The sequence below is a fragment of the Rhizobium glycinendophyticum genome, from assembly GCF_006443685.1.
GTDB classification, from domain to species: domain Bacteria; phylum Pseudomonadota; class Alphaproteobacteria; order Rhizobiales; family Rhizobiaceae; genus Allorhizobium; species Allorhizobium glycinendophyticum.
Genome location: NZ_VFYP01000001.1, coordinates 2,452,877 through 2,478,030, shown reverse-complemented (window position 1 = coordinate 2,478,030; position 25,154 = coordinate 2,452,877). Strand labels below are relative to the sequence as shown.

Annotated in this window: 24 protein-coding genes; 18 read left to right on the top strand and 6 right to left on the bottom strand. The window is 61.0% G+C overall.

The genetic code is table 11. From position 1 onward, the window contains the following. Positions 1 to 16: 16 nt before the first annotated feature. Positions 17 to 1,075 carry an ABC transporter substrate-binding protein gene (locus FJQ55_RS12080; RefSeq protein WP_413813659.1) on the bottom strand — a complete coding sequence of 353 codons (1,059 nt, stop codon included), beginning with the start codon at positions 1,073 to 1,075 and terminating at the stop codon, positions 17 to 19. Positions 1,076 to 1,264: 189 nt separating this feature from the next. Next, positions 1,265 to 2,137: a MurR/RpiR family transcriptional regulator gene (locus FJQ55_RS12075; RefSeq protein WP_062279101.1), complete on the bottom strand. Its 873-nt coding sequence runs from the start codon at positions 2,135 to 2,137 to the stop codon at positions 1,265 to 1,267. A gap of 179 nt (positions 2,138 to 2,316) precedes the next feature. On the opposite strand from FJQ55_RS12075, the gene FJQ55_RS12070 reads away from it, so the two are divergent. The 9 genes from FJQ55_RS12070 to FJQ55_RS12030 all read left to right on the top strand — a co-directional run bounded on the left by FJQ55_RS12070 (position 2,317) and on the right by FJQ55_RS12030 (position 11,078). Continuing rightward, positions 2,317 to 3,096 (top strand): N-formylglutamate amidohydrolase, encoded by a 780-nt coding sequence (locus FJQ55_RS12070; RefSeq protein ID WP_140828212.1) that lies wholly within the window; start codon positions 2,317 to 2,319, stop codon positions 3,094 to 3,096. Between the two features lie 110 nt (positions 3,097 to 3,206). Continuing rightward, positions 3,207 to 4,757 carry an amino acid permease gene (locus FJQ55_RS12065; protein WP_140828210.1) on the top strand — a complete coding sequence of 517 codons (1,551 nt, stop codon included), beginning with the start codon at positions 3,207 to 3,209 and terminating at the stop codon, positions 4,755 to 4,757. 100 nt (positions 4,758 to 4,857) lie between these two features. Beyond that, a complete protein-coding gene (locus tag FJQ55_RS12060) occupies positions 4,858 to 6,228 on the top strand; it encodes a glutamine synthetase family protein (RefSeq protein WP_140828208.1) in 1,371 nt (456 codons plus the stop codon). 56 nt (positions 6,229 to 6,284) lie between these two features. After that, positions 6,285 to 6,716, top strand: coding sequence for a helix-turn-helix domain-containing protein (locus tag FJQ55_RS12055; RefSeq protein WP_140828206.1), 432 nt, complete (start codon positions 6,285 to 6,287; stop codon positions 6,714 to 6,716). Continuing rightward, entirely contained in the window at positions 6,706 to 7,125 is a 420-nt protein-coding gene (locus FJQ55_RS12050; RefSeq protein WP_140828204.1) for a type II toxin-antitoxin system VapC family toxin, read from the top strand. The genes FJQ55_RS12055 and FJQ55_RS12050 overlap by 11 nt, the downstream gene beginning before the upstream one ends. A 19-nt stretch (positions 7,126 to 7,144) precedes the next feature. Continuing rightward, on the top strand, positions 7,145 to 8,530 hold the full coding sequence (locus FJQ55_RS12045; RefSeq protein ID WP_140828202.1) for an aldehyde dehydrogenase family protein: 1,386 nt from the start codon (positions 7,145 to 7,147) through the stop codon (positions 8,528 to 8,530). Then, on the top strand, positions 8,527 to 9,672 hold the full coding sequence (locus FJQ55_RS12040; RefSeq protein ID WP_140828200.1) for an iron-containing alcohol dehydrogenase: 1,146 nt from the start codon (positions 8,527 to 8,529) through the stop codon (positions 9,670 to 9,672). Before FJQ55_RS12045 ends, FJQ55_RS12040 begins: the two co-directional genes overlap by 4 nt. Before the next feature lie 97 nt (positions 9,673 to 9,769). Further along, positions 9,770 to 10,162, top strand: a complete 393-nt coding sequence (locus tag FJQ55_RS12035; protein ID WP_246085086.1) for a hypothetical protein — start codon at positions 9,770 to 9,772, stop codon at positions 10,160 to 10,162. A 196-nt stretch (positions 10,163 to 10,358) separates the two neighbouring features. Further along, the gene (locus tag FJQ55_RS12030) at positions 10,359 to 11,078 is read left to right on the top strand and encodes a ParA family protein (protein ID WP_140828197.1); all 720 of its coding nucleotides are present in this window, start codon (positions 10,359 to 10,361) and stop codon (positions 11,076 to 11,078) included. Between the two features lie 130 nt (positions 11,079 to 11,208). On the opposite strand, the gene FJQ55_RS12025 is transcribed toward FJQ55_RS12030, so the two are convergent. Beyond that, positions 11,209 to 12,549 (bottom strand): L,D-transpeptidase, encoded by a 1,341-nt coding sequence (locus tag FJQ55_RS12025; protein WP_140829263.1) that lies wholly within the window; start codon positions 12,547 to 12,549, stop codon positions 11,209 to 11,211. 215 nt (positions 12,550 to 12,764) lie between these two features. Between FJQ55_RS12025 and FJQ55_RS12020 the strand changes: the two genes are divergently transcribed. The 4 genes from FJQ55_RS12020 (at position 12,765) to FJQ55_RS12005 (ending at position 14,917) form a co-directional block, all read left to right on the top strand. After that, positions 12,765 to 13,229 carry a MarR family winged helix-turn-helix transcriptional regulator gene (locus FJQ55_RS12020; RefSeq protein WP_140828195.1) on the top strand — a complete coding sequence of 155 codons (465 nt, stop codon included), beginning with the start codon at positions 12,765 to 12,767 and terminating at the stop codon, positions 13,227 to 13,229. Next, complete coding sequence (locus FJQ55_RS12015; RefSeq protein ID WP_140828193.1) at positions 13,226 to 14,053, top strand: DUF4432 family protein; 828 nt, start codon at positions 13,226 to 13,228, stop codon at positions 14,051 to 14,053. The genes FJQ55_RS12020 and FJQ55_RS12015 overlap by 4 nt, the downstream gene beginning before the upstream one ends. Positions 14,054 to 14,157: 104 nt before the next feature. Next, a complete protein-coding gene (locus FJQ55_RS12010) occupies positions 14,158 to 14,496 on the top strand; it encodes a protein tyrosine phosphatase family protein (RefSeq protein ID WP_140828191.1) in 339 nt (112 codons plus the stop codon). A 79-nt stretch (positions 14,497 to 14,575) separates the two neighbouring features. Then, positions 14,576 to 14,917: a RidA family protein gene (locus FJQ55_RS12005; RefSeq protein WP_140828189.1), complete on the top strand. Its 342-nt coding sequence runs from the start codon at positions 14,576 to 14,578 to the stop codon at positions 14,915 to 14,917. Positions 14,918 to 14,991: 74 nt separating this feature from the next. Here FJQ55_RS12005 and FJQ55_RS12000 read toward each other — a convergent pair whose 3' ends face one another. The 3 genes from FJQ55_RS12000 to FJQ55_RS11990 all read right to left on the bottom strand — a co-directional run bounded on the left by FJQ55_RS12000 (position 14,992) and on the right by FJQ55_RS11990 (position 18,918). Then, positions 14,992 to 16,644, bottom strand: coding sequence for a thiamine pyrophosphate-binding protein (locus FJQ55_RS12000; protein WP_140828188.1), 1,653 nt, complete (start codon positions 16,642 to 16,644; stop codon positions 14,992 to 14,994). Further along, the gene (gene caiB / locus FJQ55_RS11995; RefSeq protein WP_140828187.1) at positions 16,641 to 17,840 is read right to left on the bottom strand and encodes a succinate--glutarate CoA-transferase; all 1,200 of its coding nucleotides are present in this window, start codon (positions 17,838 to 17,840) and stop codon (positions 16,641 to 16,643) included. Before caiB ends, FJQ55_RS12000 begins: the two co-directional genes overlap by 4 nt. A 151-nt stretch (positions 17,841 to 17,991) precedes the next feature. Beyond that, positions 17,992 to 18,918 carry an alpha/beta fold hydrolase gene (locus FJQ55_RS11990; RefSeq protein WP_140828186.1) on the bottom strand — a complete coding sequence of 309 codons (927 nt, stop codon included), beginning with the start codon at positions 18,916 to 18,918 and terminating at the stop codon, positions 17,992 to 17,994. Between the two features lie 180 nt (positions 18,919 to 19,098). Here FJQ55_RS11990 and FJQ55_RS11985 point away from each other — a divergent pair, with 180 nt between their 5' ends. The 5 genes from FJQ55_RS11985 to FJQ55_RS11965 all read left to right on the top strand — a co-directional run bounded on the left by FJQ55_RS11985 (position 19,099) and on the right by FJQ55_RS11965 (position 25,098). Beyond that, positions 19,099 to 20,880: a hypothetical protein gene (locus FJQ55_RS11985; protein WP_140828185.1), complete on the top strand. Its 1,782-nt coding sequence runs from the start codon at positions 19,099 to 19,101 to the stop codon at positions 20,878 to 20,880. A gap of 108 nt (positions 20,881 to 20,988) precedes the next feature. After that, the gene (gene ettA / locus FJQ55_RS11980) at positions 20,989 to 22,638 is read left to right on the top strand and encodes an energy-dependent translational throttle protein EttA (RefSeq protein WP_140828183.1); all 1,650 of its coding nucleotides are present in this window, start codon (positions 20,989 to 20,991) and stop codon (positions 22,636 to 22,638) included. Positions 22,639 to 22,817: 179 nt separating this feature from the next. Beyond that, positions 22,818 to 23,825, top strand: a complete 1,008-nt coding sequence (locus tag FJQ55_RS11975) for an ArsR/SmtB family transcription factor (RefSeq protein WP_140828182.1) — start codon at positions 22,818 to 22,820, stop codon at positions 23,823 to 23,825. Beyond that, complete coding sequence (gene metF / locus FJQ55_RS11970) at positions 23,825 to 24,730, top strand: methylenetetrahydrofolate reductase [NAD(P)H] (protein WP_140828181.1); 906 nt, start codon at positions 23,825 to 23,827, stop codon at positions 24,728 to 24,730. Before FJQ55_RS11975 ends, metF begins: the two co-directional genes overlap by 1 nt. A gap of 29 nt (positions 24,731 to 24,759) precedes the next feature. Beyond that, complete coding sequence (locus FJQ55_RS11965) at positions 24,760 to 25,098, top strand: hypothetical protein (RefSeq protein ID WP_140828180.1); 339 nt, start codon at positions 24,760 to 24,762, stop codon at positions 25,096 to 25,098. The last annotated feature ends 56 nt before the right edge of the window (positions 25,099 to 25,154 follow it).

Below are 25,154 nucleotides of genomic sequence, written 5' to 3'. Positions count from 1 at the left end.
ATTTTAGTGCGTGATATTACTGAACGTTCGCGCCGACGACGCTGTCCCAGCCAGCCGTGACGGCGGCCTTGTTGGCGTCGACTTCTTCGAGAGTCGGGAAGTAGGCCTTCTCGTACGAAGCAGCCGGCGGCAGCTTGTCGAGCAGGGCCTGCGGGATCTTGCCAGCCTTGGACATGGCGTTGAAGCGGGCCGGGTGGCAATAGCCGGCGAGCCATGCGGTCTGGCCTTCGTCGGAATAGAGGTATTCCATCCAGAGCTTGGCAGCGTTCGGGTGCGGCGCGTAGGCTGAGATACCCTGAACATAAACGCCGGCGAGGACGCCCGAGGCCGGGACGATGACTTCAACCGGCGGGTTGCCGGCCAGCGTGTCCTTCCAGGAGAGCGCGTTGTAGTCCCAGGCGACGACGATCGGGGTCGAGCCCTGGGCGAGCGTGCCGGACTTGCCGATGACCGGAACGAAGTTGCCGGCCTTGTTGAGTTCGGCGAAGTACTTCAGGCCAGCTTCACCGGCTTCCTTGCCAGCCTTTGCGCCCGAGGCGAGACCAGCGGCGAGAACGCCGAGAATGGCCTGGTTGGAGGCGCGCGGATCACCAGCGAGAGCGACCTGACCGGAATATTCCGGCTTCATCAGATCAGCCCAGTCGGCCGGGGTGTTCTTGACCAGATCCTTGTTCACGATCATCGACATGACGCCGTAATAGTCGCCGTACCAGTAGCCTTCGGCGTCCTTGATGGTGTCCGGAATTTCGTCCCAAGTGGAGACCTTGTAGGGCTGCAGCAGGCCTTCAGCCTTCATCTGCGGGCCGAAAGCCAGACCGACGTCGACAACGTCAGGTGCCTGCGGGCCCTTGTTGTCCTTGTTGGCCTTCACGGCTTCAACTTCGTCAGCCGAACCTGCGTCCGGGTTGAGTTCGTTGACGGTGATTTCCGGATACTTCTTCTTGAAGCCATCGATGACGGCGCCATAACCGCACCAGTCGTGCGGCAGGGCGATGGTGGTCAGCATGCCTTCCTTCTTGGCGGCTTCGATCAGCTCGGCGCTCGGCTCGGCATAGGCGACGGCGGAGCTTGTCATGACCAGAGCGGTCGTGAGCGACAGGAATTTGCGAAGATTGGTGGTCACTGTGTTTCTCCTCTGAGGTTGGCAGCGATGCGGTTCACTTATGTGCCCATTGTTATGGTTATGTGACGGATATCATGGCCAGTTTCGATTGTTCCCTATTTCGGCCCCTAATCCGGAAAAGGTCCTCCGTTTGCTGTTCTCCTAGCGTGGTTTTCGAAACAGGCGAGCCTGCTCGAAAAGCCCTTCCAGGGTGTTCATGCGTTCGCGCGTCTCGTTCCAGGACGAGCTCTGCACGGCTTCTATCAAGGCTTCCACGACGAAGAGCGTCACGACGGAGCTGTCCCAAGCGGAGGGCGCCTCGATGTGGAGCTTGAAACAGTTGGCGGCGTATTGCGCGACCGGCGACATCCATTGATCCGTAAACAGCACGATTTCCACGCCGTTGGCGCGCGCCACTTCGGCAAGGGTCGTCAGGTCTGCCTCGTAGCGCCTGATATCGAAGATGACGAGCACGTCGCCCTTCTGCATGTTCAGCACATGCTGTGGCCACGAGCTCGCATTGGACGACATCAGTGTCGTCTTCGGCCTTATCACCTGCATATGTGTAAAGAAGTATTCGGCGAGCGCTCCAGTGATACGGCCACCGACAAAATAGAGGCTGCGGTCGCGGTCGCCCATCAGACGAGCAGCCTCATCGAAGGTCGCGGTCTTCAGCTCCCCGAGTGAATCGCGCAGATTGGACATGACCGCTTCGGCAAAGCGATTGAGGATGTGACGGTTTGGAGCGTTGGCGGCCCAGCGGTCGTGTTTGGCGATCGGATTTGAAATCGTCGCTTCGAGTTCCTGATGCAAATGCGCCTGGAATTCCGGATAGCCCTTGTAGCCGAGCTTCTGCACCATGCGGGCGACGGTCGGGGTCGATACGCCGGCATTCTCGGCCACCGTGGTGATGCTGCCGAGCCCGGACACGGGATAGTTTTCCAGCAGGCTTTCGGCCAGCTGTCGCTCAGCACGCGTCAGCCCATTGAAATGGGCATGGATCACGTCCGATACCGTGTTGGACGCATTCAGCAAGGACCGAAGTCTCCCCTCAAACCAGTCTATCGCCGGCTTTTCTAAGATTAAGCCTCGCTGTCACAATTGAGTCAACCGGCCTTTGAAGAGATTTTTTCAGAACCGGATTGACAGTGGCGCAACTGTGAAGAATTCTCTTCTTCAACAAAAGCAGCCTTCAAGGCGCGGGGGACAGCAGCATGCTCGTGAGGTCAGGGATCCTGACATCGGCAGACGGGGAAACCGTAGCCGTGGAGAACGTGAGTGCCGGCGGCGCGGTCGTGCTTGTCTGCGAACACGCATCACGTCTGCTGCCTCAATCCGTCGGTACGCTCGGCCTTTCGAGCGACGCCCTGTCCAGCCACATCGCCTGGGATCCTGGCGCACTTGAGCTTTCTCGGCTTCTCTCTTCCAAGCTTGATGCGCTTTTGGTCTATCAGCGGTTTTCCCGCCTGATCTATGACTGCAACCGTCCGCCGGAATCGCCCGCCGCGATGCCGGAAAAGAGCGAGATCTACGAGATACCCGGCAACCGCGATCTGTCGGTTGCCGAGCGGTATGCCCGGACGGCTGCAATCTATGTTCCGTTTCACGACCGGATCAGCGCAGAACTTGCGCGCCGTAGCGGAGAGGGGCGACCGAATGTGGTCGTCACCGTCCACAGTTTCACGCCGGTCTACTTTGGCACGCCGCGGGCGGTCGAGATCGGCATCCTGCACGACAGCGACAGCCGTCTTGCCGATGCAATGCTGGATGGCGCGGCCAAGGCCGGACGATTCCGCGTCGAGCGCAATTCACCTTATGGGCCGGATGATGGGGTTACCCATACGCTGCGCCTGCACGCCTTGCCTGCCGGTTATGCCAACGTCATGATCGAGGTGCGCAACGATCTGATAACCAATTCCGTCGACCAGGAGGTCATGGCCGACTACCTCGCCGGGCTGATCGCAGATGCGGTCAGTGCGATCGGGGGACGATAAAAACGACCTCACGGGGAGCAGCATAGCTGCGAATAACCGCCACAAAAAACCGGCGGGCCAAATACGCGATCACCGCAATCCCGCGGTCGATCTTCACTTTGGGGGATGCCATGTCAGACTATTCTGATACCGACAAGAAACAGGATCTTCATATCCTGCACTCCATGGGCTATGCGCAGGAACTGGAACGGCGCATGAGCTCGTTCTCGAACTTCGCAATTTCCTTCTCGATCATCTGCATCCTGTCTGGCGGGATCAACTCGCTCGGCCAGGCCACGTCCGGCGTCGGCGGTGCGGCCATCGGCATCGGCTGGCTCGTCGGCTGCGCGATTTCCGGCGTCTTCGCGCTCGGTCTCGCCCAGATCGCTTCGTCCTATCCGACGGCCGGCGGCCTCTATCACTGGGCGTCGATCCTCGGCAACCGTTTCACCGGCTGGCTCGCCGCCTGGCTCAACCTGCTCGGTCTCGTCACTGTTCTGGGTGCCATCAACGTCGGCACCTACTACTTCTTCTTCGGTGCCTTCGGTGCCTATTTCGGCCTTGAAGACACGCTGGTCGTCCGTGTCGCCTTCGTTGCCGTGATTACGGCTCTCCAGGCGGTGATCAACCACTTCGGCATCGGGCTTACCGCGAAACTCACCGACTTCTCGGGTTACCTGATCTTCGCGACGGCGCTGCTTCTGACGATCGCCTGCCTGGTGGCTGCGCCGAGCTTCGAAATCAGCCGTCTCTTCACTTTCGCCAACTATACCGGCACGGAAGGTGCAAGCGGCGTCTGGCCGAACCAGGTCTCGACTCTGATGGCCTTTGGCCTGGGGCTGCTGCTGCCGATCTACACCATTACCGGCTATGATGCGTCGGCCCATACGTCGGAAGAAACCATTAAGGCTTCGACATCCGTGCCACGCGGCATGATCTCGGCTGTCCTGTGGTCGTCTCTCTTCGGCTACATCATGCTGTGCTCGTTCGTCCTGATGATCCCGAACATGGACGATGCGGCAAAGCAGGGCTGGAACGTCTTCTTCTGGGCCATGGACACCCAGATGAACCCGGTCGTCGAGGAAATCCTCTACTTCCTCATTTTCGTGTCGCAGTTCCTCTGCGGTCTGGCCACCGTCACCTCGCTGTCGCGCATGATGTATGCCTTCTCGCGCGACAAGGGCCTGCCGGGTTCATCGGCACTCGCCAAGGTCAGCCCCAAGCACCGGACTCCGGTTGCCGCGATCTGGGTCGGCGCTATCCTGTCGGTTCTGTTCGTCTGGTTCACGTCTGCCATCACGATCGCCGGCACGCCTGCCTATTCGATCGTCGTCTCCTGCACAGTCATCTTCCTGTTTCTCTCCTTTGCCCTGCCGATCGCGCTCGGCATCGGCGCTATCGGAACATCGAAGTGGCCCAAGATGGGTGAGTGGAACATGGGGATCGGCACCTACAAGCTCGTCGCCGTACTCAGCATCCTTGCCATGGCGTTGATCTTCTTCATCGGTATTCAGGCACCGAACGACTGGGCGCTGCCGATCACGATCGGCTTCCTGGTTCTGACCGGTATTGTCTGGGTCGTGTTCGAGAACAAGCGCTTCAAGGGCCCGCCGATTGGCGACGAAGTGGCCAAGCGTTCTGCAGAGATCGCCGCTGCCGAAAAGGCGGTCGGCCAGGCCTGATGCCAGTGACGCGGGCCGGGGAGGTTTCCGGCCCGCGTTCCTCCTCCGATACCGGCTAGCCGGTATCCCGTCTCATCTCATCCTTGTGCGGACCATTGTCATGACCACCACTTACACATTCGAAGACCTGAAGAAGGACGTCGCCGAGGGGCGCATCGACACGGTGCTCGCGTGTCAGGTGGACATGCAGGGCCGTTTGATGGGCAAGCGTTTCCAGGCGGAGTATTTCGTCGAAAGCGCCTATAAAGAAACGCATAGCTGCAACTACCTGCTCGCAACCGACATGGAGATGGAAACCGTCTCCGGCTACAAGGCGACCAGCTGGGAAAAGGGCTATGGCGACTACACGATGAAGCCGGATCTTTCGACGCTGCGTCGGATCCCCTGGCTCGAAGGCACGGCGCTGGTGCTTTGCGACATGTATGACCATGCAACCCATGCCGAAGTTGCGCATTCGCCGCGCGCGATCCTCAAGAAGCAGGTCGCCCGCCTCGAGGCCATGGGTATGAAAGCCTTCATGGCAACCGAACTCGAATTCTTCCTGTTCGACCAGAGCTATGACGCCGCGCGGCTTGCCGGTTACCGCGACCTCAAGCTGGTCTCGGGCTATAACGAGGACTACCACATCTTCCAGACGACCAAGGAAGAAGATGTGATGCGGGCGATCCGCAAGGGCCTGCAGGGGGCGGGCATCCCGGTCGAAAACTCCAAGGGCGAGGCCTCGGCCGGGCAGGAGGAAATCAACGTCCGCTACGCCGATGCGCTTTCCATGGCCGACCGGCATGTGATCATCAAGAACGGCTGCAAAGAGATCGCCTGGTCGAAGGGCAAGGCAATCACCTTCCTCGCCAAGTGGCACTATAATGCCGCTGGTTCGTCCTCGCATATCCACCAGTCGCTGTGGTCGGCGGATGGCAAGACGCCGCTCTTCTACGATAAGGACGGCGAATACGGCATGTCCGAGCTGATGCGCCATTACATGGCAGGGCTACTGGCCCATGCCGGCGAGTTCACCTATTTCCTCGCGCCCTACATCAATTCCTACAAGCGGTTCGTGGCTGGTACCTTTGCGCCGACAAAGGCGATCTGGTCGAAGGACAACCGCACGGCTGGGTACCGTCTGTGCGGCGATGCGACCAAGGGCATTCGCGTCGAATGCCGCGTGGGCGGTTCCGACCTCAATCCGTATCTCGCCATGGCCGCACTCTTGGCTGCCGGTATTGATGGCATCGATAAGAAGATGGCGCTGGAGCCGGAATTCTCGGGCGATGCCTATGGCGCGCAGGGCGCCCGTGAAATTCCTCGGACGCTGCGTGCCGCTGCTGAAACGCTCAATGGATCTGCTATGCTGCGCGCAGCCTTCGGCGACGACGTGATCGACCACTATGTGCGTGCTGCCGAATGGGAGCAGGAAGAGTATGACCGTCGGATTACCGACTGGGAGGTGGCGCGCGGCTTCGAACGGGCTTGATCCTGTTGCTGTGGGGTCCACGGGCTGGTAAAATCACAACAGTCCGGAGGTGCATCATGATCGACAGTGCCTGGTTCTACCAACAGCTCGAACAGGAAGGCCGTTCGCTTCGCGCGATGGCGCGGGAGCTTGGTCTCGACCCGAGTGCGGTCTCACGCATGCTGCGGGGCGAACGGAAGATGAGCGCCGAGGAGCAGGACGGGATCGCCGCTTATCTCGGTGTGCCGCTTGCGGTGGTCGCCGCAAGGCGGCGCGGGGAGGCGGCAGGCTTCGCCGAAGAGGGGCAGGAGGGATATGTAATCGGAACTCCCCGCGAACCCGTCGCGGAGAGGTCTGATGGTTTGGTGACCGAGAAAGACAATGAGGCGGGGCTCAGCTTTTATGAGCGTGTTCGCGGGTGCATGAAAGGAACCATTACGATCATGCCGGGGACTGATCTCACTGCCCCGACTGATCCCGAATGGGCCAAGGTTTACGATGACGACTGATCGGTATCTTCTGGATACCTGTGCGATCATTTATCTGGCCCATGATATGCCGGTTTCGAAAGGCGTACTGAGCGTCTTGGATTTCATGCCCTCAAGAGTGGACAATGTTTTTGCGTCGCCATTTTCGGCTTGGGAACTCGGAATGCTGGTATCTAAGGGGCGGATCGTGCTGGAGCGGCCGCCAGCGGAGTGGTTTCGGATTGTCTGTGTGCGGTTCGATATCGGAACCATTCCTCTGACGGCAGAGGTTCTGGTTTCGGCCTCCTTCCCGCCCGAGCCGCTGCATGGCGATCCGGCCGACCGGATCTTGATCGCTGCGGCGCGGTCCTATGATTTGACGATCGTGACCCGCGACCGCGCCATTTTGACCTATGGCGCGGCAGGTCACGTGAAAGTACTGGCCTGCTAGGCCGAAGGAGCAAGTGAAAATGACGATGATTCAATGCATTTCGCCGATCGACGGATCGGTTTACGCCGAGCGTCCGGCGATGTCGCTGGAAGCGGCAACGGAAGCCGTCGGTCGTGCGCGCAAGGCGCAGAAGGCCTGGGCGCGCCGACCGCTCGAAGACCGCATCCAGCTCGTGCTGAAGGGCGTGGCCCGTCTCAACGAGATGTCTGACGAAGTGGTGCCGGAACTGGCGCACATGATGGGCCGTCCGGTGCGTTATGGCGGCGAGTATAAGGGCTTCAACGAGCGCTCCAACTATGTCGCGGCGATCGCCGCAGACTCGCTTGCTCCGCTGGTCGTGGAAGCCAGCGACAAGTTCGAGCGCCGCATCGAGCGCGAGCCGCATGGCGTGGTCTTCGTGATCGCGCCGTGGAACTATCCTTACATGACCGCGATCAATACGATCGCGCCGGCCCTGATGGCGGGCAATACCGTCGTCATCAAGCATGCGACCCAGACGCTGCTGGTTGGTGAGCGCATGGTGCGCGCCTTTGTCGAGGCTGGCGTTCCCGACGATGTCTTCATCAACCTCTTCCTTGACCACCAGACGACGTCTGCCCTGATTGCCGCCGGCAATTTCAACTTCATCAATTTCACCGGTTCGGTCGAAGGCGGGCGTTCGATCGAGCGCGCTGCGGCTGGCACCTTTGCCGGTCTTGGCCTTGAGCTTGGCGGCAAGGACCCGGGCTACGTCATGGAAGACGCCGACCTCGACGCTGCCGTCGATACGCTGATGGATGGCGCGACCTACAATTCCGGCCAGTGCTGCTGCGGTATCGAGCGTGTCTATGTGCATGAGAGCCTGTACGACGCCTTCGTCGAGAAGTCGGTCGCCTGGGTGTCGAACTACAAGCTCGGCAATCCGCTCGATCCGGAAACGACGCTTGGGCCGATGGCCAACAAGCGTTTCGCCAAGGTCGTGCGCGAGCAGATCGCCGATGCTGTTTCGAAGGGCGCCAAGGCGCTGGTCGATCCCAAGCTCTTCCCGGCCGATGACGGCGGTGCCTATATCATGCCGCAGATTCTGGTGAACGTGGATCACTCCATGACCTTCATGAAGGAAGAGACCTTCGGCCCGGCCGTCGGCATCATGAAGGTGAAGAGCGATGAAGAAGCGCTCGAACTCATGAATGACAGCCCCTATGGCCTCACCGCGTCGCTCTGGACGCAGGATCCGGAACGCGCCGCCCGCATCGGACGCGACATCGAGACCGGTACCGTCTTCATGAACCGAGCCGATTATCTCGACCCGGCACTCTGCTGGACCGGCGTCAAGGAAACCGGCAAGGGCGGCTCGCTCTCCGTGCTCGGCTTCCAAAACCTTACCCGTCCGAAATCCTACCACCTGAAGAAAGTCACGAAATGAACATCGTCGCCAATTGGAGCTACCCCACCGCCGTCAAGATGGGACGTGGCCGCATCAAGGAACTGGCGGACGCCTGCAAGTCGCTCGGCATGAAGAAGCCACTGTTGATCACCGACCGGGGCCTGGCGCCGATGGCGATCACGCAGACGGCGCTCGATGTGCTGGAAGAAGCCGGTCTCGGCCGCTCGATCTTCGCCGATGTCGATCCGAACCCGAACGAGAAGAACCTCGAAGCTGGGATCAAGGCTTACAAGGATGGCGGTCATGACGGTGTCGTGGCCTTCGGTGGCGGTTCGGGCCTCGATCTTGGCAAGTGCGTTGCCTTCATGGCGGGACAGACCCGGCCTGTCTGGGATTTCGAAGATATCGGTGACTGGTGGACGCGCGCCAATTCCGACGGTATCGCGCCGATCGTTGCCGTCCCGACCACAGCGGGCACCGGCTCGGAAGTCGGCCGCGCCTCGGTCATCACCAATTCCGTCACCCATGTGAAGAAGATCATCTTCCATCCGAAGTTCCTCCCCGGCGTCGTGATTTGCGATCCAGAACTGACCGTCGGCATGCCGAAGATGATTACGGCTGGTACGGGCATGGATGCCTTTGCCCATTGCCTGGAAGCCTATTCTTCGCCCTTCTATCATCCAATGAGCCAGGGCATCGCGCTCGAAGGCATGCGGCTGGTCAAGGAATTCTTACCGCGCGCCTATAAGGACGGCACTGATATTGAGGCACGCACCAACATGATGTCGGCGGCTGCCATGGGCGCCGTCGCGTTCCAGAAGGGGCTTGGCGCCATCCATGCGCTGTCGCATCCGATCGGCGCCGTTTACAACACCCATCACGGCATGACGAATGCTGTCGTGATGCCGCCGGTGCTGAAGTTCAACCGTCATGTGATCGAGGAGAAGATCGAGCGGGCGGCTGCCTATCTCGGGATTTCCGGTGGTTTCGATGGCTTCTACGACTACGTGCTGGCCCTGCGCGCCGAACTGCACGTCCCGGCCAACCTGACGGCCATGGGTATTGCCAATGACCGGATCGACGAGCTCTCGGCCATGGCGATCGAGGATCCGAGCGCGGGCGGCAATCCGGTCAAGATGACGCTCGAAAACACCAAGCAGCTCTTCGCCGACTGCTTCTGATCCTCCGCGTTGACAAAGCGAGGGGCCCTGCCACTTATGGTCGGGTCCCTTTTTTGTGAACGCTATCCTGTAAAGATCCTGTCTTGAGGAGTTCTTGATGTCCCGTCCCTCATCGCTTGCGTGCGCCCTCGGTCTGATCGGGGCCGCCTTTCTGCTTCAAGCAGCGCCTGCAGCCGCTGAAAGCTTCCAGGGGCTCGTGAAGAAGGGCTATAAGGTCGGGAAGATGAGCCAGGGAAAATCCGGTGCCCTCGGCTGGGTCCTCACCGGCAAGGATGGCAAGCAGTTCTGCAAGTCGAAGGTCAGTGTCGCTGTGGTCGACAAGAAGACGTTGGTCAGCATTCTCGGCAGCGGGCGGATGGTGAAGCTCGATCGCGCGACCTTCGAGGCGAGCCTGGGTGGAGCCGATCCGTCATTGCCGCGGCTTTCCGACCTGAAGGCTGGGCGAGTCGCGGCACAGCATGTCGGCAGCTGCACGCCGCTCGGAGGCTGATACGCAGCGCAGGTGTGTTTCTAGTTTCGAATATACAAGCTATTTCCGTCGCTTCTCCCCAATTTCGGGGAGGGGAGGTGAGCGCGCGTTTCCGGTTTGTTAACCATAATTGGCAATGATGTGTGTACGCGGCGCCAATGACGAGGGTTGCCCCAGAGCGATGAAGCGCTCGGAACAGACCCCTTGAGGAACAAGCATGCCAGTCATCTCATTCGCCAATGCCAAGGGCGGCGCCGGCAAGACCACTGCAGCTCTCCTGCTCGCCACGGAACTGGCGCATCAGGGCTACCGCGTTGCGATCCTTGACGCCGATCCGCAGCGCTGGATTACCCAGTGGTCCGAGATGTCCGGCCCGCAGCACAATATCGAAGTGGTGTCAGAGGTCTCCGTCGCCTCCGTTCAGGGGCATATCCGGGACCTGTCGCGGACAAACGACTATATCATCATTGACCTCGCCGGTGCGCGTGATGCCATGGTGACGACCGCAGTCGGTCTGTCGGACCATGTGCTGATCCCGGTTCAGGGCTGTGCCATGGATGCCAAGGGCGGCGCGCAGATCCTCGACCTGATCAAGATGATGGAAGACACGGGCAACCTCGTCATTCCTCACTCGGTGGTGCTGACTCGCGTCACCTCCATGGTTACGACAAGGGCACTTCTGACGATCAAGGGACTGCTGGCTGCCCGCGGCGTCAATGTCGTCAACACCCCCATCGCAGAACGCAGTGCTTTCCGCGAAATCTTCGACTGTGGCGGCACGCTGTATTCCATGGATGCAGCGAAGATCAGCAATCTCGACAGGGCCCAGGAAAACGCGAAGGCCTTCGCCAGCGAGGTCCTGCGCCTGCTGCCGGTCAAGATCATCCGCTCCGCCCAGCCGCGCCGGCTGTTCCGGCTGGTGCGCAGCGCCGCCTGATTCTGTCTCCCCAAGCACCACCTCCAAACCGCCGGTCCCGCCGGCGGTTTTTTTGTCCGCTCGTCTGCAAGAAAGAAAGCCGCGAGCGGGCTGCTCGCGGCTTTGTATTTCGTCTCGCGATGTTCAAGCGTCAGTCGACAAATTCAACCGTCACGCCTGCTTTCACCATTTTGGCCAGTTCGGTCGCATCCCAGTTGGTCAGGCGGATACAGCCGTGGCTCTGGGTGCGTCCAATTTTCGACGGTTCGGGTGTGCCGTGGATGCCATAGGTCGGCTTCGACAGGGCCAGCCAGACCGTCCCGACGGGGCCATTGGGGCCTGGTGGGATCTGCAGGATCTTGTCGTTGGCGCCTTGCTGGAAATTGACCTTCGGATTGTAGGTATAGCCCGGATTGAGCGCGATGCGCTCGATCGTGACCGTGCCCGAAGGAGAGGGGGTGTCGGTCGAGCCGATGCTGGCCGGGTAAGCGGCGACAAGGTTGCCATCGGCGCCATAGGCGAAGACCTGCTTCAGCGCCTTGTCGGCGACGATGCGGGCCACACTGCCGGTTTTGGCCGGGCCGGGATCGATGACCTTGATCATTGTGCCTGGGATGGTGAAGTCGACACCTGGATTGAGTTCGCGCAGATATCCCTCGTCCATGTGGAATTTCTCGGCCAGCATTTCGACCGTCGAGGTATAGGCCATGGCGGGAAGCTGGGCCTTGTGGCTGTAATCCTCGGGGATCGCAGCGACGTAAGGGCCGGCCGCGTCGCCAGCGGTGATGGTATAGCTGGTGATGGCGAGGCCGCCCGACAGACGCAACCTCTCCAGGATGTCTTCGGCATTGTTCGGATCCAGCGTCTCGCCGGTCATCTTTTCCCAGGCGACGATGGCCTTGTTGACGTTCTGTCCCATCTTGCCGTCGATAACGCCTGGAGAGACGCCTTCGCGATCGAGAAACACCTGCAGTGCCGTGATCTCAAGACGTGACAGGTTGCTCTTCACCGGGATTTCCGGTGTCACGATCCGCTGAGGTGCCGCATCAGAGGGTGGTGCCACATCCGGCCCGCCATAGGGCATGTCGGAGGGAGAGCCGTCGAGCGGCTGCCCATCGCCGGGCAGCGCGTCGGGAATGGATGCCGTCGTAACGTCGTCATCCCAGCCGCGCGGCTGCTGCGCAGGTCCGCCGCGATAGGGGTCGCTATAGGGATCCACGACGCCCGGCAGCGCGCGCGCCTGATCCTCCCTTGCGGGCGGATAATAGCTTTCGGCCGGGATTTCGGTTGCCACCAGGTTGCCGAAGCGATCGAACAGCACGGTGCGCCCCATCCGGTCACGGCTGATCACCACGTCTCCCTGCTCCGGGATGTAGTCGAGAATGTCGCCTTCCGGAGACACCAGAAGGGTCTGTGACCTGCGATAGTCGTAGACGGATTGCGCCCAGGAGGCGCCTGCGGTCGCCAGCGACGTGGCTGCGAGAGCCATCATGAGCAAGCCTGATTTCCTGATGTCGTGCACGGTTCGGTTTCCTCGTCTCTGCGGGCGACAAACGCGACAAATTTGACACTAATATGGAAAAGGTGAATTCATAATGAATATAGGATTAACTTGCTGTGGGGGCAGGAAGGAAACCGCTCAAGGGATGCCATGTTCCGGGCGTCGACGCGGTCGCCGGAGGGGGGACGATGCAGGATCGATTAAGAATGGAAGCCTTTCTGCCTTACCGGCTTATCCGGGTTGCGGACCGATTCGATATGGCTTTCTCGCACTATTGCGGCCCTGAGGACGAGTTGTCCTGGGCTGAATGGCAGGTGCTGTGGTCTCTCGGTGAACAGTCGCCGATCACGGCCAAGGCAATTTCCATGCATTCGGGGCTATCCAAAACGAAGATCAGCCGGGCGGTGAAAGTGCTTGAAGACCGCGGTTACCTGCTGCGCAAGCGTGACCGGGTCGATCGCCGCTTCGAGCTTCTCTCCTTGACCGAGGAGGGGTTGACGCGCTTCGATCGGCTTGAGCGCTGTGCGCACGCGTTTCAGCGCTGGCTTGAGCAGTCGGTCAACATCGCCTATCTGTCGTCGCTCGACAGCGGCCTTGCCGGGCTCGAACAACTGGCAACCGCCGGACTTTTGCAGACTGCCGTTCCGGTGGTCGAGGAAAGCTTTTCATGATTTCTTTTCGCGGTTCTCGTGGCCCATCTCTGACACTGGATGAAAGCTCCGTCTTCGACATCGGAGCATGCGTGGTCGATGGCCTCGATCTTTCGCCCGGCCGTGCTATTCCTGACGATGGCGATCCGCGCATCGACCATTCGCTCGAAGGCTTTCTCTTCACCTGCGGACCCGACCACATTCGTCATCCGCACCCGCTGCCGGATGGAAAAGGAATGTATCCCCTGCATGGTTCGTTGTCGGCGCATCCGGCTGAGGCGCTGCACGTCTCCATGGACGGGGCAGACCTGGTGGCCGAGGCGCGCGTGCCGGTGAGGCTGGCCGAGGGGGGGCAGGCCGAGTTGCGGCGCCAGTGGCGGATCAAAGGCGACAGTGGCGAGGTGCAACTGGCCGACGAGGTTGTCAACACCGGTCATACGGCGTTTCCCGCGTTCTTGATGTACCACATCAATCTGGGGGCGAAACATTTCGACGAGGGAACTGGACTTGAAGGCGCGATGCTGGAGCGCGGAGGCTTTCCCTGGACCTTCGGTGAGGGCGATGGCGGTGTCTTCTGCGTGCCGGCCGGCCATGGTGGCTGGGCGGAAGTCCGGTTGGGGCCGATGAAGGCCATCGGCGATAAGCGGCTCAAGGTGCGTTTCCGTACCGACACGCTGCCTTATCTGCAGGTCTGGCGCAATCAGAAGGCACCGGCGCATGTGCTCGGCATCGAGCCGGTTTCTCACCGTTGGGTGAGTCGCGACGAGTTGCAGCAGGCAGGCGAATTCGTCACGCTGGAGCCCGGCCAGAGCCGGCATTACGGGTTGGCATTCTCCTTTTCTTGAACTTTGCCGCCCGCCGCGAAAAACTGCGCCGGCGCTCGCCGTCATTGACGCATGAGGACGCCCGTCGTAGATGTTGCGCCCAAGATTTCGATGAGGTTGAGCGGATGAATATCAGGCAGATCAACGAGGAATATTCGGTCACCGGCCAGATCACGGCCGACGATCTCGATACGATCAAGCAGCTCGGTTTCAAGTCGATCGTCTGCCATCGTCCTGATGGCGAGGAGATGGGCCAGCCGAGTTTTGCGGCGATTGCGGCACGGGCAGGAGAGCTCGGCCTGAAGACCAAACACGTACCCGTCGGGCCGATGGGCGTTACGCCCGATGCCGTGGCCGACATGGTCGATGCGCTCGAGGATTTCGACAAGCCGATGCTTGGCTATTGCCGTTCCGGTGCGCGCTCCACTGCGACCTACGAACACGCGCTTCGCCAGCGCGGCTGAACTTCACCATTCTCATCCACAGGCCGGGCGGTTGAGCCCGGCCTTCGTTTTTTTCTACCACACCAGACAGGAGTACATCATGTCCATCAAGCGTATCGAGCCCGGCAAGCGCATGAGCGGCGCCGTCGTCCACGGCAACACCGTCTATCTCGCCGGCCAGGTTGGCGAAGGCGCATCCGTGACCGAGCAGTCGAAGTCGGCTCTGGCCGAAGTCGACCGCCTGCTGGCCGCTGCCGGCTCGGGCAAGTCGAAGATCCTGCAGACGATCATCTACCTCTCGGACATGTCGACCTTCGGCGAAATGAACGCCGTCTGGGAAGCCTGGATCGATCCGGCCAACCCGCCGGCCCGTGCGACGTCGGAAGCTGCTCTCGCGACCCCGGACTACAAGGTCGAGTTCATCGTCACGGCCGCTCTCTGATCTCTGAGAGACGTCTAGAATACGAAAAGGCCGGGAGCGATCCCGGCCTTTTCTTGTTTCAGGTCAATGGCCTGTCAGGCCTTGTTGCGAATTTGCGTCAAGGTTCGCGTCGGCGTGATCGCTTCCGGATCGAGTTTGATCTCGATGATTGCGGGCTTGCCTGAAGCGCGGGCGCGCAGGAAGGCCGGGGCGAAGTCTTCGGTCTTCTCGACGGTTTCGCCGTGGCCGCCATAGGCCTTGGCAAGGGCTGCGAAATCGGGGTTTGTCAGGTCGGTGGCGCTGACACGGCCCGGATATTCACGCTCCTGGTGCATGCGGATCGTGCCGTACATGCCGTTGTTGATGACGAGCGTGATAATCGGCAGGTTGTAGCGGATGGCGGTCGCGAATTCTTGGCCATGCATCATGAAGCAGCCGTCGCCGGCAAAGCAGATGACCTCACGCTCGGGGAACAACTGCTTGGCAGCGACGGCTGCCGGCAGGCCATAGCCCATGGAGCCCGAAGTCGGGGCGGCCTGAGTGTTGAAGGCCTGGAAGCGGTGGAAGCGATGCAGCCAGGTGGCATAGTTGCCGGCACCGTTGGTAAAGATCGCATCCTTCGGCGTATTGGCTTCGATCCATTCCATGATCGGCCCCATCTGGACGGCACCGGGGCCGGCCTTGGGCGGCGTCGACCAGGCGAGATAGGCGGCATGCATGGTCTCGGTGCGCTCGGCCCATACAGGGGCGGCGGGTGAATCCAGGGTCGCGAGTGCTGCGACGAATTCCTCAGGGGCGGCACAGATCGCGAGATCGGCGCGGTAGACGCGGCCGAGTTCTGACGGGTCCGGATGCACATGCACGAGCTTTTGCGCCGGGTAGGGGATGTCCATCAGCGTGTAGGAGGAGGACGGCATTTCGGAGAAACGGCCGCCGAGCAGGATCAGCAGATCGGCTTCCTTCACTTCCTTGGCGAGCGCCGGGTTGATGCCGATGCCGACATCGCCGGCATAGGAGGGATGCAGGTGGTCGAAGAGCATCTGGCGGCGGAAGGAGCAGCCGACCGGCAGCTTGAACTTTTCGGCGAAGGCCTGGATGCCGGCGACGGATTTCTCGCTCCAGCGGGTGCCGCCGAGAACGACCATCGGGCGCTTGGCGGTCTTTAGCAGTTCGCCGAGGGCTGCGATCTGGCTTGGACCGGGATGAGCCTCGACAGGGGTGTAGGGCTTGGCTTCCGGAGCTTCGACTTCGTCGAGCAGCATGTCTTCGGGCAGCGTCAGCACGACGGGGCCTGGGCGTCCTGATGTGGCGACGGCAAAGGCGCGGGTGACGAATTCCGGGATGCGGCGGGCGTCATCGATTTCGCCGACCCATTTGGCAAATTCGGTGAAGGCGCGGCGGTATTCGACTTCCTGGAAGGCTTCGCGCTCCTTCATGTCACGGCCGATCTGGCCGATGAAGAGGATCATCGGGATCGAATCCTGCTTTGCGACATGCAGGCCGGCAGAGGCGTTCGTGGCGCCCGGACCACGGGTCACCATGCAGATGCCGGGTTTGCCGGTGAGGCGACCCCAGGCATCGGCCATCATGGCGGCGCCGCCTTCCTGGCGGCAGACCAGCGTTTCGATGCCGCTGTCCTTCAGCGCGTCGAGCACGGCGAGATAACTTTCGCCGGGAACGCAGGACACGCGCTCGACGCCGTTGGCCTTCAAGGCTTCGACGATCAGTTCGCCGCCGGTTCTCTTCATTGCGTCTTCCTTTCCAGCTCGGCCAGTTCGGCCAGAATGTCTTCGCCGTGCTCGCCGATGCGCGGGCTCGGTCGCTCGTAGCGCAGGGGTGTCTCGGAGAGCACGATCGGCGTGCGCACGGAAGGGATCACGGTGCCCTTGTCGTCGGTCAGCTCGATCTTCAAACCGCGTGCCTGGACCTGCGGGTCGGCGAACATTTCCTCGATCGAGTTGATCGGTCCAGCCGGCACTGCATTGGCTTCACAGGCGGAGAGCAGATCGCGCTTCTGCCACTTCACGGTTTCAGCGGTGACGATGACACGAACCTCGACCTTGTGGGCGACGCGGGCCTTGTTGGTGGCGAAGCGTTCATCCTCGGCGACAGCGGGGATGCCGAGGATGGTGCAGAGGCGCTTGAACTGGCCGTCATTGCCGACGGCGAGGATCAGGTGGCCGTCCGCTGTCGGCACGACTTCATAGGGGCTGATGTTCGGATGGGCATTGCCGAGCCGGGTCGGCGGCTTGCCCGAGATCAGGTAGTTCATGTTCTGGTTGGCGAGCACGGCCGACATCACGTCGAGCAGGGCCATGTCGACGAACTGGCCCTGGCCTGTCTTCATCGCGTGGATGAGGGCCGCCTGGATCGCGGTCACTGCATAGATGCCGGTGAAGATGTCGGCGATGGCGACGCCTGCCTTCATCGGCTCGCCGTCCTTCTCACCGGTGATCGACATGAAGCCGGACATGCCCTGGACGATATAGTCATAGCCGGCGAAATCGGCATAGGGGCCGTTCTGGCCGAAGCCGGTGATCGAGCAGTAGACGAGCTTCGGGTTGCTCGCCTTCAGGCTCTCGTAGTCGAGGCCGTATTTCTGAAGGCCGCCGCGTTTGAAATTCTCGATGACGACATCGGCAGAGGCGCAGAGGCGACGGACCGTCTCCTGGCCTTCCGGGGTCTTCAGGTCGACCGCGATCGAGCGCTTGTTGCGGTTGGTCGAATGGTAATAGGCGGCCGAGAGGTTTTCGCCGTCGGCGCCCTCGACGAAGGGAGGCCCCCAGGCGCGGGTGTCGTCGCCGCCTTCGGGGTTTTCCACCTTGATCACGTCGGCGCCGAGATCGGCCAGCATCTGACCGGCCCAGGGGCCTGCAAGAACACGGGCAAGTTCGATCACCCGGATGCCGGATAGTGGTGACTTTGCGGACGGGCTGTCAGTCATACGGCTCCCTTGCTGCAGGTGAACAGGCGACGCTTCGTGTCGGCTGTCATGAGTTTTCCTGCAATCGCGCCAGTCTTAGCGTCCGTTCACGGCCTTAGCACTTGATTTTCTCTCATGGGGTCATTCCGTTTCGGCAAGCCAGGCAGGCACTCTATGTTGTGCTCCGGTCCAGCCAGGACACGAAGTCTGAGATCGCCTGTTCACGACCAATCTCGTTCAGGGTCTCGTGACGCATCGCGTCGTAGATGGTCGTGGTGACGTGTGTCATGCCAGCATCCATCATGCGCCGTCCGAGCCAGCGGATCTCGCGTCCCTTGTTGGTGGCCGGGTCCTGACCACCGCCGACAAGGTAGACGGGCAGGCCGGAGGGCAGGCGAGCGAGGTTTTCAGGTGATGCGCCGGCGAAGGTAAGGCGGAACAAATCCTGCCAGAGTGAGACGCTGGCATCGAAGCCGCAGAGCGGATCGGCGATATAGGCATCAACCTCCGCCGGATCATGCGAGAGCCAGTCGAAGGCGGTGCGGTGGCCTGGAATGGATCTGCCCCAGGCGCCAAACGTGGCTTTCGGCAGGATAGCCGAGGGTACGTCCGAGCCTTTAAGCATCTTCTCGAGCGATAGTACGCCTTGGGCGAAGCGGCCGGCTGACCTCGGATTGAAATTGGAGTTCCACACGGAGAGCGATTGGAAAGCCTGCGGATGGGCGCCTGCAGAGTTGAGCGCGATCAGTCCGCCCATGGAATGGCCGAAGAGGGTGACAGGCAGTCCGGGATGTCGGACGACGGCGAGATCGCGCATGGCCCGAACGTCGGCTATTACCTTGGCTACTCCGTTACGGGCGGCAAACCGGCCGATCTCGGTATCGGGGGCCGTGGTTTCGCCATGGCCGCGATGGTCGTGCGCATAGACGTGGTAGCCACGGGCGGAGAGCGCCGTCGCGAAACCCTCGTAGCGGCGGGAATGTTCGGCAAGGCCGTGGCAGACGAGCACGATGCCGCGCGGGGTGCCGGTCGCGGCAAGGTGATGATAGGCAAGACGGGCGCCGCTGGGGGCGTCCAGAAAGCTGAGGTCTGTAAACATTCTTCCTCCATAGCGGGAATGTCGTCTGCGGTTGTGCCTTCCTCCGCGACGTCTGCCACCGCGCCTTTGATGCCGGGATGATGCGCAATCCTGGGGCTTATAAACTTTTAGCGTTTCTCTGCTATCCCCCCGGCATATTGCCTGCCCTCTTGTCGGCGCCCCGTTGGATGGACATGCCAGATGCTGCAACGTAACACCATTCCGTCGACGCCAAGGCCCGTCGCCGTCAACGGAGTGTGGCGGCTGGTCGTGGTGGCATGGGTTGTGTCCTTTGCGATCCTGTTGTTCGATCTCGCTGACGGAACGCTTTACCTCGGCGATACCGACGATGTGCTGCGGGCCTTGCAGATTCGAGAATTGCTACGCAGCGGCAATTGGTTCGACCGGACACTGCCTTTCATCTCTATGCCAGAGCCCTATGTGTCGCCGTGGTCGCGGCTGGTTGATCTGCCTTATCTCGTCGTCGCGAAGGGACTTGCTCTGGTTGTCGGTGACGAGGCCGGCCTCAAGGCGGCATTTCTCATCTGGCCGCCGGTCATGCTGGCCGGCTACTGCCTGCTCGTCGTCTCGATCATAAAGGAGATGCTGCCCGAGGGTAAGGTGCTGGGGACGCCGGTACTGGTTGTCACGGTGCTGGCCATGGCGTTGTCCATCTGGGAGTTCTCACCCGGGCGTATCGATCACCATAATGTTCAACTGCTGGCCATTCTCTTCATCTTCTGGGGTCTGATCAGGTGGACGTATCGGAGCGCCGTCGTTGCGGCTGTTGCCGTCGTCGTGTCGATGGCGGTGGGGCTTGAGCTCTTGCCACTGGTCGCGGTGGTTTTGGCGACGATTTCTGGCAGCTGGATTCTCAGACGCTCCGGCATTGAGAAATTCTATGCTGGATTCGGTTTTGCGATCCTCATCTGTGCGCCGCTCGCGGGCTTGTTGCTGATCGGGTTCAGGGGGCTCACAGCCACCGAATGCGACGCCTTTTCGGCGCCCTATATCGCTGGGCTTATGGCGTATGGCGTGCTCACCATCCTGACGGCGGCTCTCTTGGCGCAATCGGGGCCTCGGGTTCGCAGTTTCGCCCTGCTTTTCGCTGCCTTCGCTTTCTTGGTCTTGCTTGCTTTCAGCTTTCCTCTTTGCCTCAGCGGTCCCTATCATATGGTCGACCCACTCTCCCGTGCGCTCTGGCTGGAGCGGCTCGCGCAGGAGCATTCGATCTTGATCTATTTCCAGAAGGGATATTTTCCCCATCTTCTGACACTGGCGGTCTTGATGGCGGTGCTGGTGCTCGCTTCGCCGGTTATCCGATCCACATGGCAAAGCGGCAAATCCGGAACGCCGATCGTCTTTGCCGTTGCTGTTGGCTCTCTGATTCTCGCATGTCTTCAGACGCGCTACATCCGCTTCCCGATGGCACTCATACCGCTCTTCATTCCGGTGGCGTTGGCTGCGATCAACGACAGGCCGAGGTTTGCAGTGCAATTGCTTGCCGGATCGGTAGCAATTCTTGCTGCTCTAGGCTGGACGCTGCACCTTGCCATCCCGGTCAAACCAGGCAAGGTCGCTCTGGCTGATTTCCTGTCTTACGCTGCCTGCAAAGATGCGGATATGAGCGCGATCAAGCAACTGGCGCCGGGCCGGGTGATGGCCCCCATGGCGGTGGGATTGGATCTTGTCACGCACCTGCCTCCGGGCGTCACGATCGCCGGGATCCCGTTTCACCGTTCCTCGCCTGGCATGAGACGCATTTTCGAGACTTTCGTGCAGGTTGATCCGCATGACCGTCGCCAAGCTGCGGCTCCGTTCGATTATGTTGCGCTTTGCCGTTTCGAGGCGCCGGAGGAATTTGCCGATGCCTTGCCACTGGCCGCGCTCAGCAGGGGCGGGGACTGGCCTGGGCTGATCCGCCTCACCGAGCCGAAGAGGCAGTTGCAGGTCTTTAAAATCGACCATACCCGCTTCCAGTAGCCGCAAAAAAACCCCTCCGCTTTTGATCCAGGGGGCAATGTGCCGTTGCTCCCTCGCTGCAATTCGCCTACATAGCGGCAAATCCCATTCCCGCCGGAGCAAGACCCCATGGCACGCCAGTTCATCTATCACATGTCGGGACTGAACAAGTCCTACGGCGCCAAGAAGATCCTCGAGAACGTCAACCTGTCCTTCTACCCGGATGCCAAGATCGGTATTCTCGGCCCGAACGGTGCGGGTAAGTCGACGGTTCTGCGCATTATTGCGGGCAAGGACAAGGAATACACGGGTGAGGCCTGGCTCGCCGAGGGCGCGACCGTCGGTTATCTGGAGCAGGAACCGCATCTGGATCCTGCCAAGACCGCCTTCGAGAACGTCATGGAAGGGGTCGCCGACAAGCAGGCCGTGCTCGACCGCTACAACGAACTGATGATGAACTATTCCGACGAGACGGCGGAAGAGGGCGCGAAGCTCCAGGATATCATCGACAGCCAGAACCTCTGGGACCTCGAACAGCAGGTCGAGATGGCGATGGAAGCTCTGCGCTGCCCGCCGAAGGATTCCGACGTTACGGTTCTCTCCGGCGGTGAACGCCGCCGTATCGCGCTCTGCCGCCTGCTGCTGTCGCAACCGGATCTGCTTTTGCTCGACGAACCGACCAACCATCTCGACGCCGAGACCATCGCCTGGCTCGAAAAGCATCTGCGCGACTATCCCGGCGCCGTGATGATGATCACCCACGACCGCTACTTCCTCGACAACGTCACGGGCTGGATCCTCGAGCTCGACCGTGGCCGCGGCATCCCCTACGAAGGCAACTACTCGGCCTACCTGACGGCCAAAGCCAAGCGTATGCAGCAGGAAGCCCGCGACGAAGCCGGTCGCCAGAAGGCGTTGTCGCGCGAACAGGAATGGATTGCCTCCAGCCCGAAGGCCCGTCAGGCAAAGTCGAAGGCGCGTATCAAGGCTTACGAACAGCTGGTCGATGCGGCCGAAAACATCCGCCCCGGCGATGCGCAGATCATCATTCCGGTGTCCGAGCGCCTCGGACAGGTGGTCATCGAGCTCGAAGGCATCAAGAAGGGCTTCGAAGGCCGTACCCTGATCAACGACCTGTCGATCAAGCTGCCGCCGGGCGGTATCGTCGGCATCATCGGCCCGAACGGCGCCGGCAAGTCCACGCTGTTCAAGATGATCACCGGTCAGGAAAAGCCGGATGCCGGCACGATCCGGATCGGTGACACCGTGCATCTCGGTTACGTCGACCAGAGCCGTGACGCGCTCGATGGCAACAAGACCGTTTGGGAAGAAATCTCCGGCGGTGCCGAAGTCATCAAGCTCGGCAAGTTCGACATGAACTCTCGCGCCTATTGCGGCGCCTTCAACTTCAAGGGTGGCGACCAGCAGCAGAAGGTCGGCAATCTCTCGGGTGGGCAGCGCAACCGCGTGCACCTTGCCAAGATGCTGAAGGCCGGCGGCAACGTGCTGCTCCTTGACGAACCGACCAACGACCTTGATACGGAAACGCTGGGCGCGCTCGAAAGTGCGCTCGAAGCCTTCGCCGGCTGCGCCATCATCATCAGCCACGATCGCATGTTCCTCGACCGTCTGGCGACCCACATCCTCGCGTTCGAAGGCGACGGCCATGTCGAATGGTTCGAGGGCAACTTTGAAGACTACGAGCAGGACAAGGTCCGTCGTCTGGGCCCGGATGCGCTGAACCCCGGCAGCCAGTCCTACAAGCGCCTGACGCGCTGATGGGCTGCAGGGCAGATATTGTCTGAAGTAACGAAAGGGACCGGCGCCACCGCCGGTCCCTTTTCTGTCTTGTACCTCTCCCGCCCCAATCTTCTCCTCCTGCTGAGCGCCATTTTTGGCTTGCTCCGCTCGCGATAATGACATAAACATATCTTTATGTCATTCGTTGGGGGTGTGGGATGCAGTTCGGTGTCGACAATCTGGTGGATCTGCTGAAGGCGACCGGCGAGCCGACCCGTCTTCGCCTTCTGGCTTTGCTTGCTGCGGGCGATCTGACCGTGACCGATCTTACCGAAATCCTCGGCCAGTCGCAGCCCCGGATCTCCCGCCATCTGAAGCTGCTTGCCGAAGCTGAACTTATCGACCGCTATCAGGAAGGGGCCTGGGCCTATTTTAGGCTGAAGCAAGAGGGCGCCGCCTCGTCTTTGATCCGCATGCTGCTCGACGTGGCTGACGAGGGCGATCCCGTGCTGCTGCGCGACCGCGACCGTCTGGCGTCCGTCAAGCGTGCCCGGGCCGAGAAGGCGCAGGAGTATTTCAGTCGCAATGCGTCTGAATGGGACGAACTGCGCCGCCTGCATGTCAATGATGCCGATGTGGAAGCCGCCTTGCTCGCGCTGATCGGCGAAGAGCCGGTGGACAGTCTGCTCGATCTCGGTACCGGGACCGGCCGGATTCTGCAACTGCTCTCCGATCGCTACCGCCGGGCCGTCGGGGTCGATGCGAGCCGTGACATGCTCTCGGTCGCCCGCTCCAATCTCGACAAGGCGGGCATCCTGTCCGCTACCGTGCGGCACGGCGACATTCTCAACCTGCCGCTGGATGCCAGCGACTATGATCTCGTGACTGTGCATCAGGTGCTGCACTTCCTTGAAGAGCCGGAACTGGCACTCGCCGAAGCTGCCCGCATGCTGCGGCCAGGTGGACGTCTCGTGATCATCGATCTTGCGCCGCACGACCTCGACTATCTTCGCAATGAGCATGCGCATCTGCGCCTCGGCTTCTCCCACGCGGTCATGGCCGACTGGCTGACGCGGCATGGGCTGACAGTTGAACAGGTCGTTGACCTGCCGCCGCAAAGTGCAGCCAGACGCGGACTTACCGTCACCATCTGGCTGGCACGCCGCGAAAGTGCAGACGCAGCCCAGCCGCTTGTTGAACCTCTTGCCCGGACGGGGAGCCGATAATGGCCCAGACAGCGCGACCCAATTCTGCCGACCTCAAGGTCTCCTTCGAATTCTTCCCGCCCAAGTCGCCTGACATGGCCGATCAGTTGTGGCAGACCGTCAAGGCACTCGAACCGTTCCAGCCGGACTTTGTCTCTGTCACCTATGGGGCAGGGGGCACGACACGCGAGCCGACGCTGGACACCGTTGGACGGCTGATCAGGGATACCTCGCTTGCGACAGCGGCGCATCTCACCTGCGTGGCCGCGAGCCGCCAGGAGGTTCGCCAGGTGGTGGATGAATTCAAGGCGCGGGGCGTGAAGCACTTCGTGGCCCTCAGGGGCGATCCGCAGGGCGGTGTCGGCACGCGCTACACGCCGCATCCTGATGGTTTCGAGAACGCGGCAGATCTTGTTCGCGGCCTTCAAGATATGGGGGAGTTCGAAATCTCCGTCTCGGCCTATCCCGAGAAACACCCGGAAAGCATCAACGACGCCGCCGACATCGATATGTTGAAGCGCAAGGTGGACGCGGGCGCCACCCGGGCGCTGACGCAATTCTTCTTCGACAACGACCTGTTTGAGCAATATCTCAACCGGGTCCGCTCTGCCGGCATTACGATCCCGGTCGTGCCAGGGATCATGCCAATCCAGAACCTTGCGCAGCTCAAGCGCTTCGCGTCGATGTGCGGCGCAAGTGTGCCCGAGAGGCTGGACCACCGCTTCGAGGGAACGGACGGCGATCCGCAGGCGCGTGCCGAAGTCGCCGCCGATGTGGCCGCCGAGCAGATCGTGGATCTGGCGAAGCGCGGGATCGAAGAATTTCATCTCTACACGATGAACCGTGCACCGCTAACCATCGCGACGCTGGAACGCGTCGGCCTCGGGCCGAAGTCGCGGCGGAACGTTTCGGGCGCTGCTGCCTGATCCACGATACCGGCTCATGATAAAGGCGCGTGACAGATGTTGTCACGCGCCTTTCTAATTGGTCAAAAGCATTGCTGCTGGAGAGGCCTCAGCCGGCCGTCTCATGGCGGGTGGTCCGTCTGACCTACGATCAGATGAACAGCATCGTGGCTATGAAAACAAACGCCGCACCGACGATCAGGACATTAAGCGAATTGGTCAGTCCCATTGTGTGCCTCCTTGCGTTGACCGTTAGATATTATGTCCGATTTGTGTCAGCGGAAAGCAGAATCTGTGCTGCGCTGCCGCATGAATCGGTGGAAAAGGTCCCGCTTGTTTCTAAAACGTTCGCTATTTCAGTTAGTTCCGATGCCCTCCCCGAATATTAATGGAGGTTAATTATGGTGAGGGTAAAGGACGGTTTACGGCGCATATGGACCATAGC

Coding starts and splice junctions, on each gene's coding strand:
- FJQ55_RS12080 (WP_413813659.1), bottom strand. CDS start 1,075: ATGACAAGCTCCGCCGTCGCCTATGCCGAGCCGAGCGCCGAGCTGATC.
- FJQ55_RS12070 (WP_140828212.1), top strand. CDS start 2,317: ATGCTCGTGAGGTCAGGGATCCTGACATCGGCAGACGGGGAAACCGTA.
- FJQ55_RS12065 (WP_140828210.1), top strand. CDS start 3,207: ATGTCAGACTATTCTGATACCGACAAGAAACAGGATCTTCATATCCTG.
- FJQ55_RS12060 (WP_140828208.1), top strand. CDS start 4,858: ATGACCACCACTTACACATTCGAAGACCTGAAGAAGGACGTCGCCGAG.
- FJQ55_RS12055 (WP_140828206.1), top strand. CDS start 6,285: ATGATCGACAGTGCCTGGTTCTACCAACAGCTCGAACAGGAAGGCCGT.
- FJQ55_RS12050 (WP_140828204.1), top strand. CDS start 6,706: ATGACGACTGATCGGTATCTTCTGGATACCTGTGCGATCATTTATCTG.
- FJQ55_RS12045 (WP_140828202.1), top strand. CDS start 7,145: ATGACGATGATTCAATGCATTTCGCCGATCGACGGATCGGTTTACGCC.
- FJQ55_RS12040 (WP_140828200.1), top strand. CDS start 8,527: ATGAACATCGTCGCCAATTGGAGCTACCCCACCGCCGTCAAGATGGGA.
- FJQ55_RS12035 (WP_246085086.1), top strand. CDS start 9,770: ATGTCCCGTCCCTCATCGCTTGCGTGCGCCCTCGGTCTGATCGGGGCC.
- FJQ55_RS12030 (WP_140828197.1), top strand. CDS start 10,359: ATGCCAGTCATCTCATTCGCCAATGCCAAGGGCGGCGCCGGCAAGACC.
- FJQ55_RS12025 (WP_140829263.1), bottom strand. CDS start 12,549: ATGATGGCTCTCGCAGCCACGTCGCTGGCGACCGCAGGCGCCTCCTGG.
- FJQ55_RS12020 (WP_140828195.1), top strand. CDS start 12,765: ATGGAAGCCTTTCTGCCTTACCGGCTTATCCGGGTTGCGGACCGATTC.
- FJQ55_RS12015 (WP_140828193.1), top strand. CDS start 13,226: ATGATTTCTTTTCGCGGTTCTCGTGGCCCATCTCTGACACTGGATGAA.
- FJQ55_RS12010 (WP_140828191.1), top strand. CDS start 14,158: ATGAATATCAGGCAGATCAACGAGGAATATTCGGTCACCGGCCAGATC.
- FJQ55_RS12005 (WP_140828189.1), top strand. CDS start 14,576: ATGTCCATCAAGCGTATCGAGCCCGGCAAGCGCATGAGCGGCGCCGTC.
- FJQ55_RS12000 (WP_140828188.1), bottom strand. CDS start 16,644: ATGAAGAGAACCGGCGGCGAACTGATCGTCGAAGCCTTGAAGGCCAAC.
- caiB (WP_140828187.1), bottom strand. CDS start 17,840: ATGACTGACAGCCCGTCCGCAAAGTCACCACTATCCGGCATCCGGGTG.
- FJQ55_RS11990 (WP_140828186.1), bottom strand. CDS start 18,918: ATGTTTACAGACCTCAGCTTTCTGGACGCCCCCAGCGGCGCCCGTCTT.
- FJQ55_RS11985 (WP_140828185.1), top strand. CDS start 19,099: ATGCTGCAACGTAACACCATTCCGTCGACGCCAAGGCCCGTCGCCGTC.
- ettA (WP_140828183.1), top strand. CDS start 20,989: ATGGCACGCCAGTTCATCTATCACATGTCGGGACTGAACAAGTCCTAC.
- FJQ55_RS11975 (WP_140828182.1), top strand. CDS start 22,818: ATGCAGTTCGGTGTCGACAATCTGGTGGATCTGCTGAAGGCGACCGGC.
- metF (WP_140828181.1), top strand. CDS start 23,825: ATGGCCCAGACAGCGCGACCCAATTCTGCCGACCTCAAGGTCTCCTTC.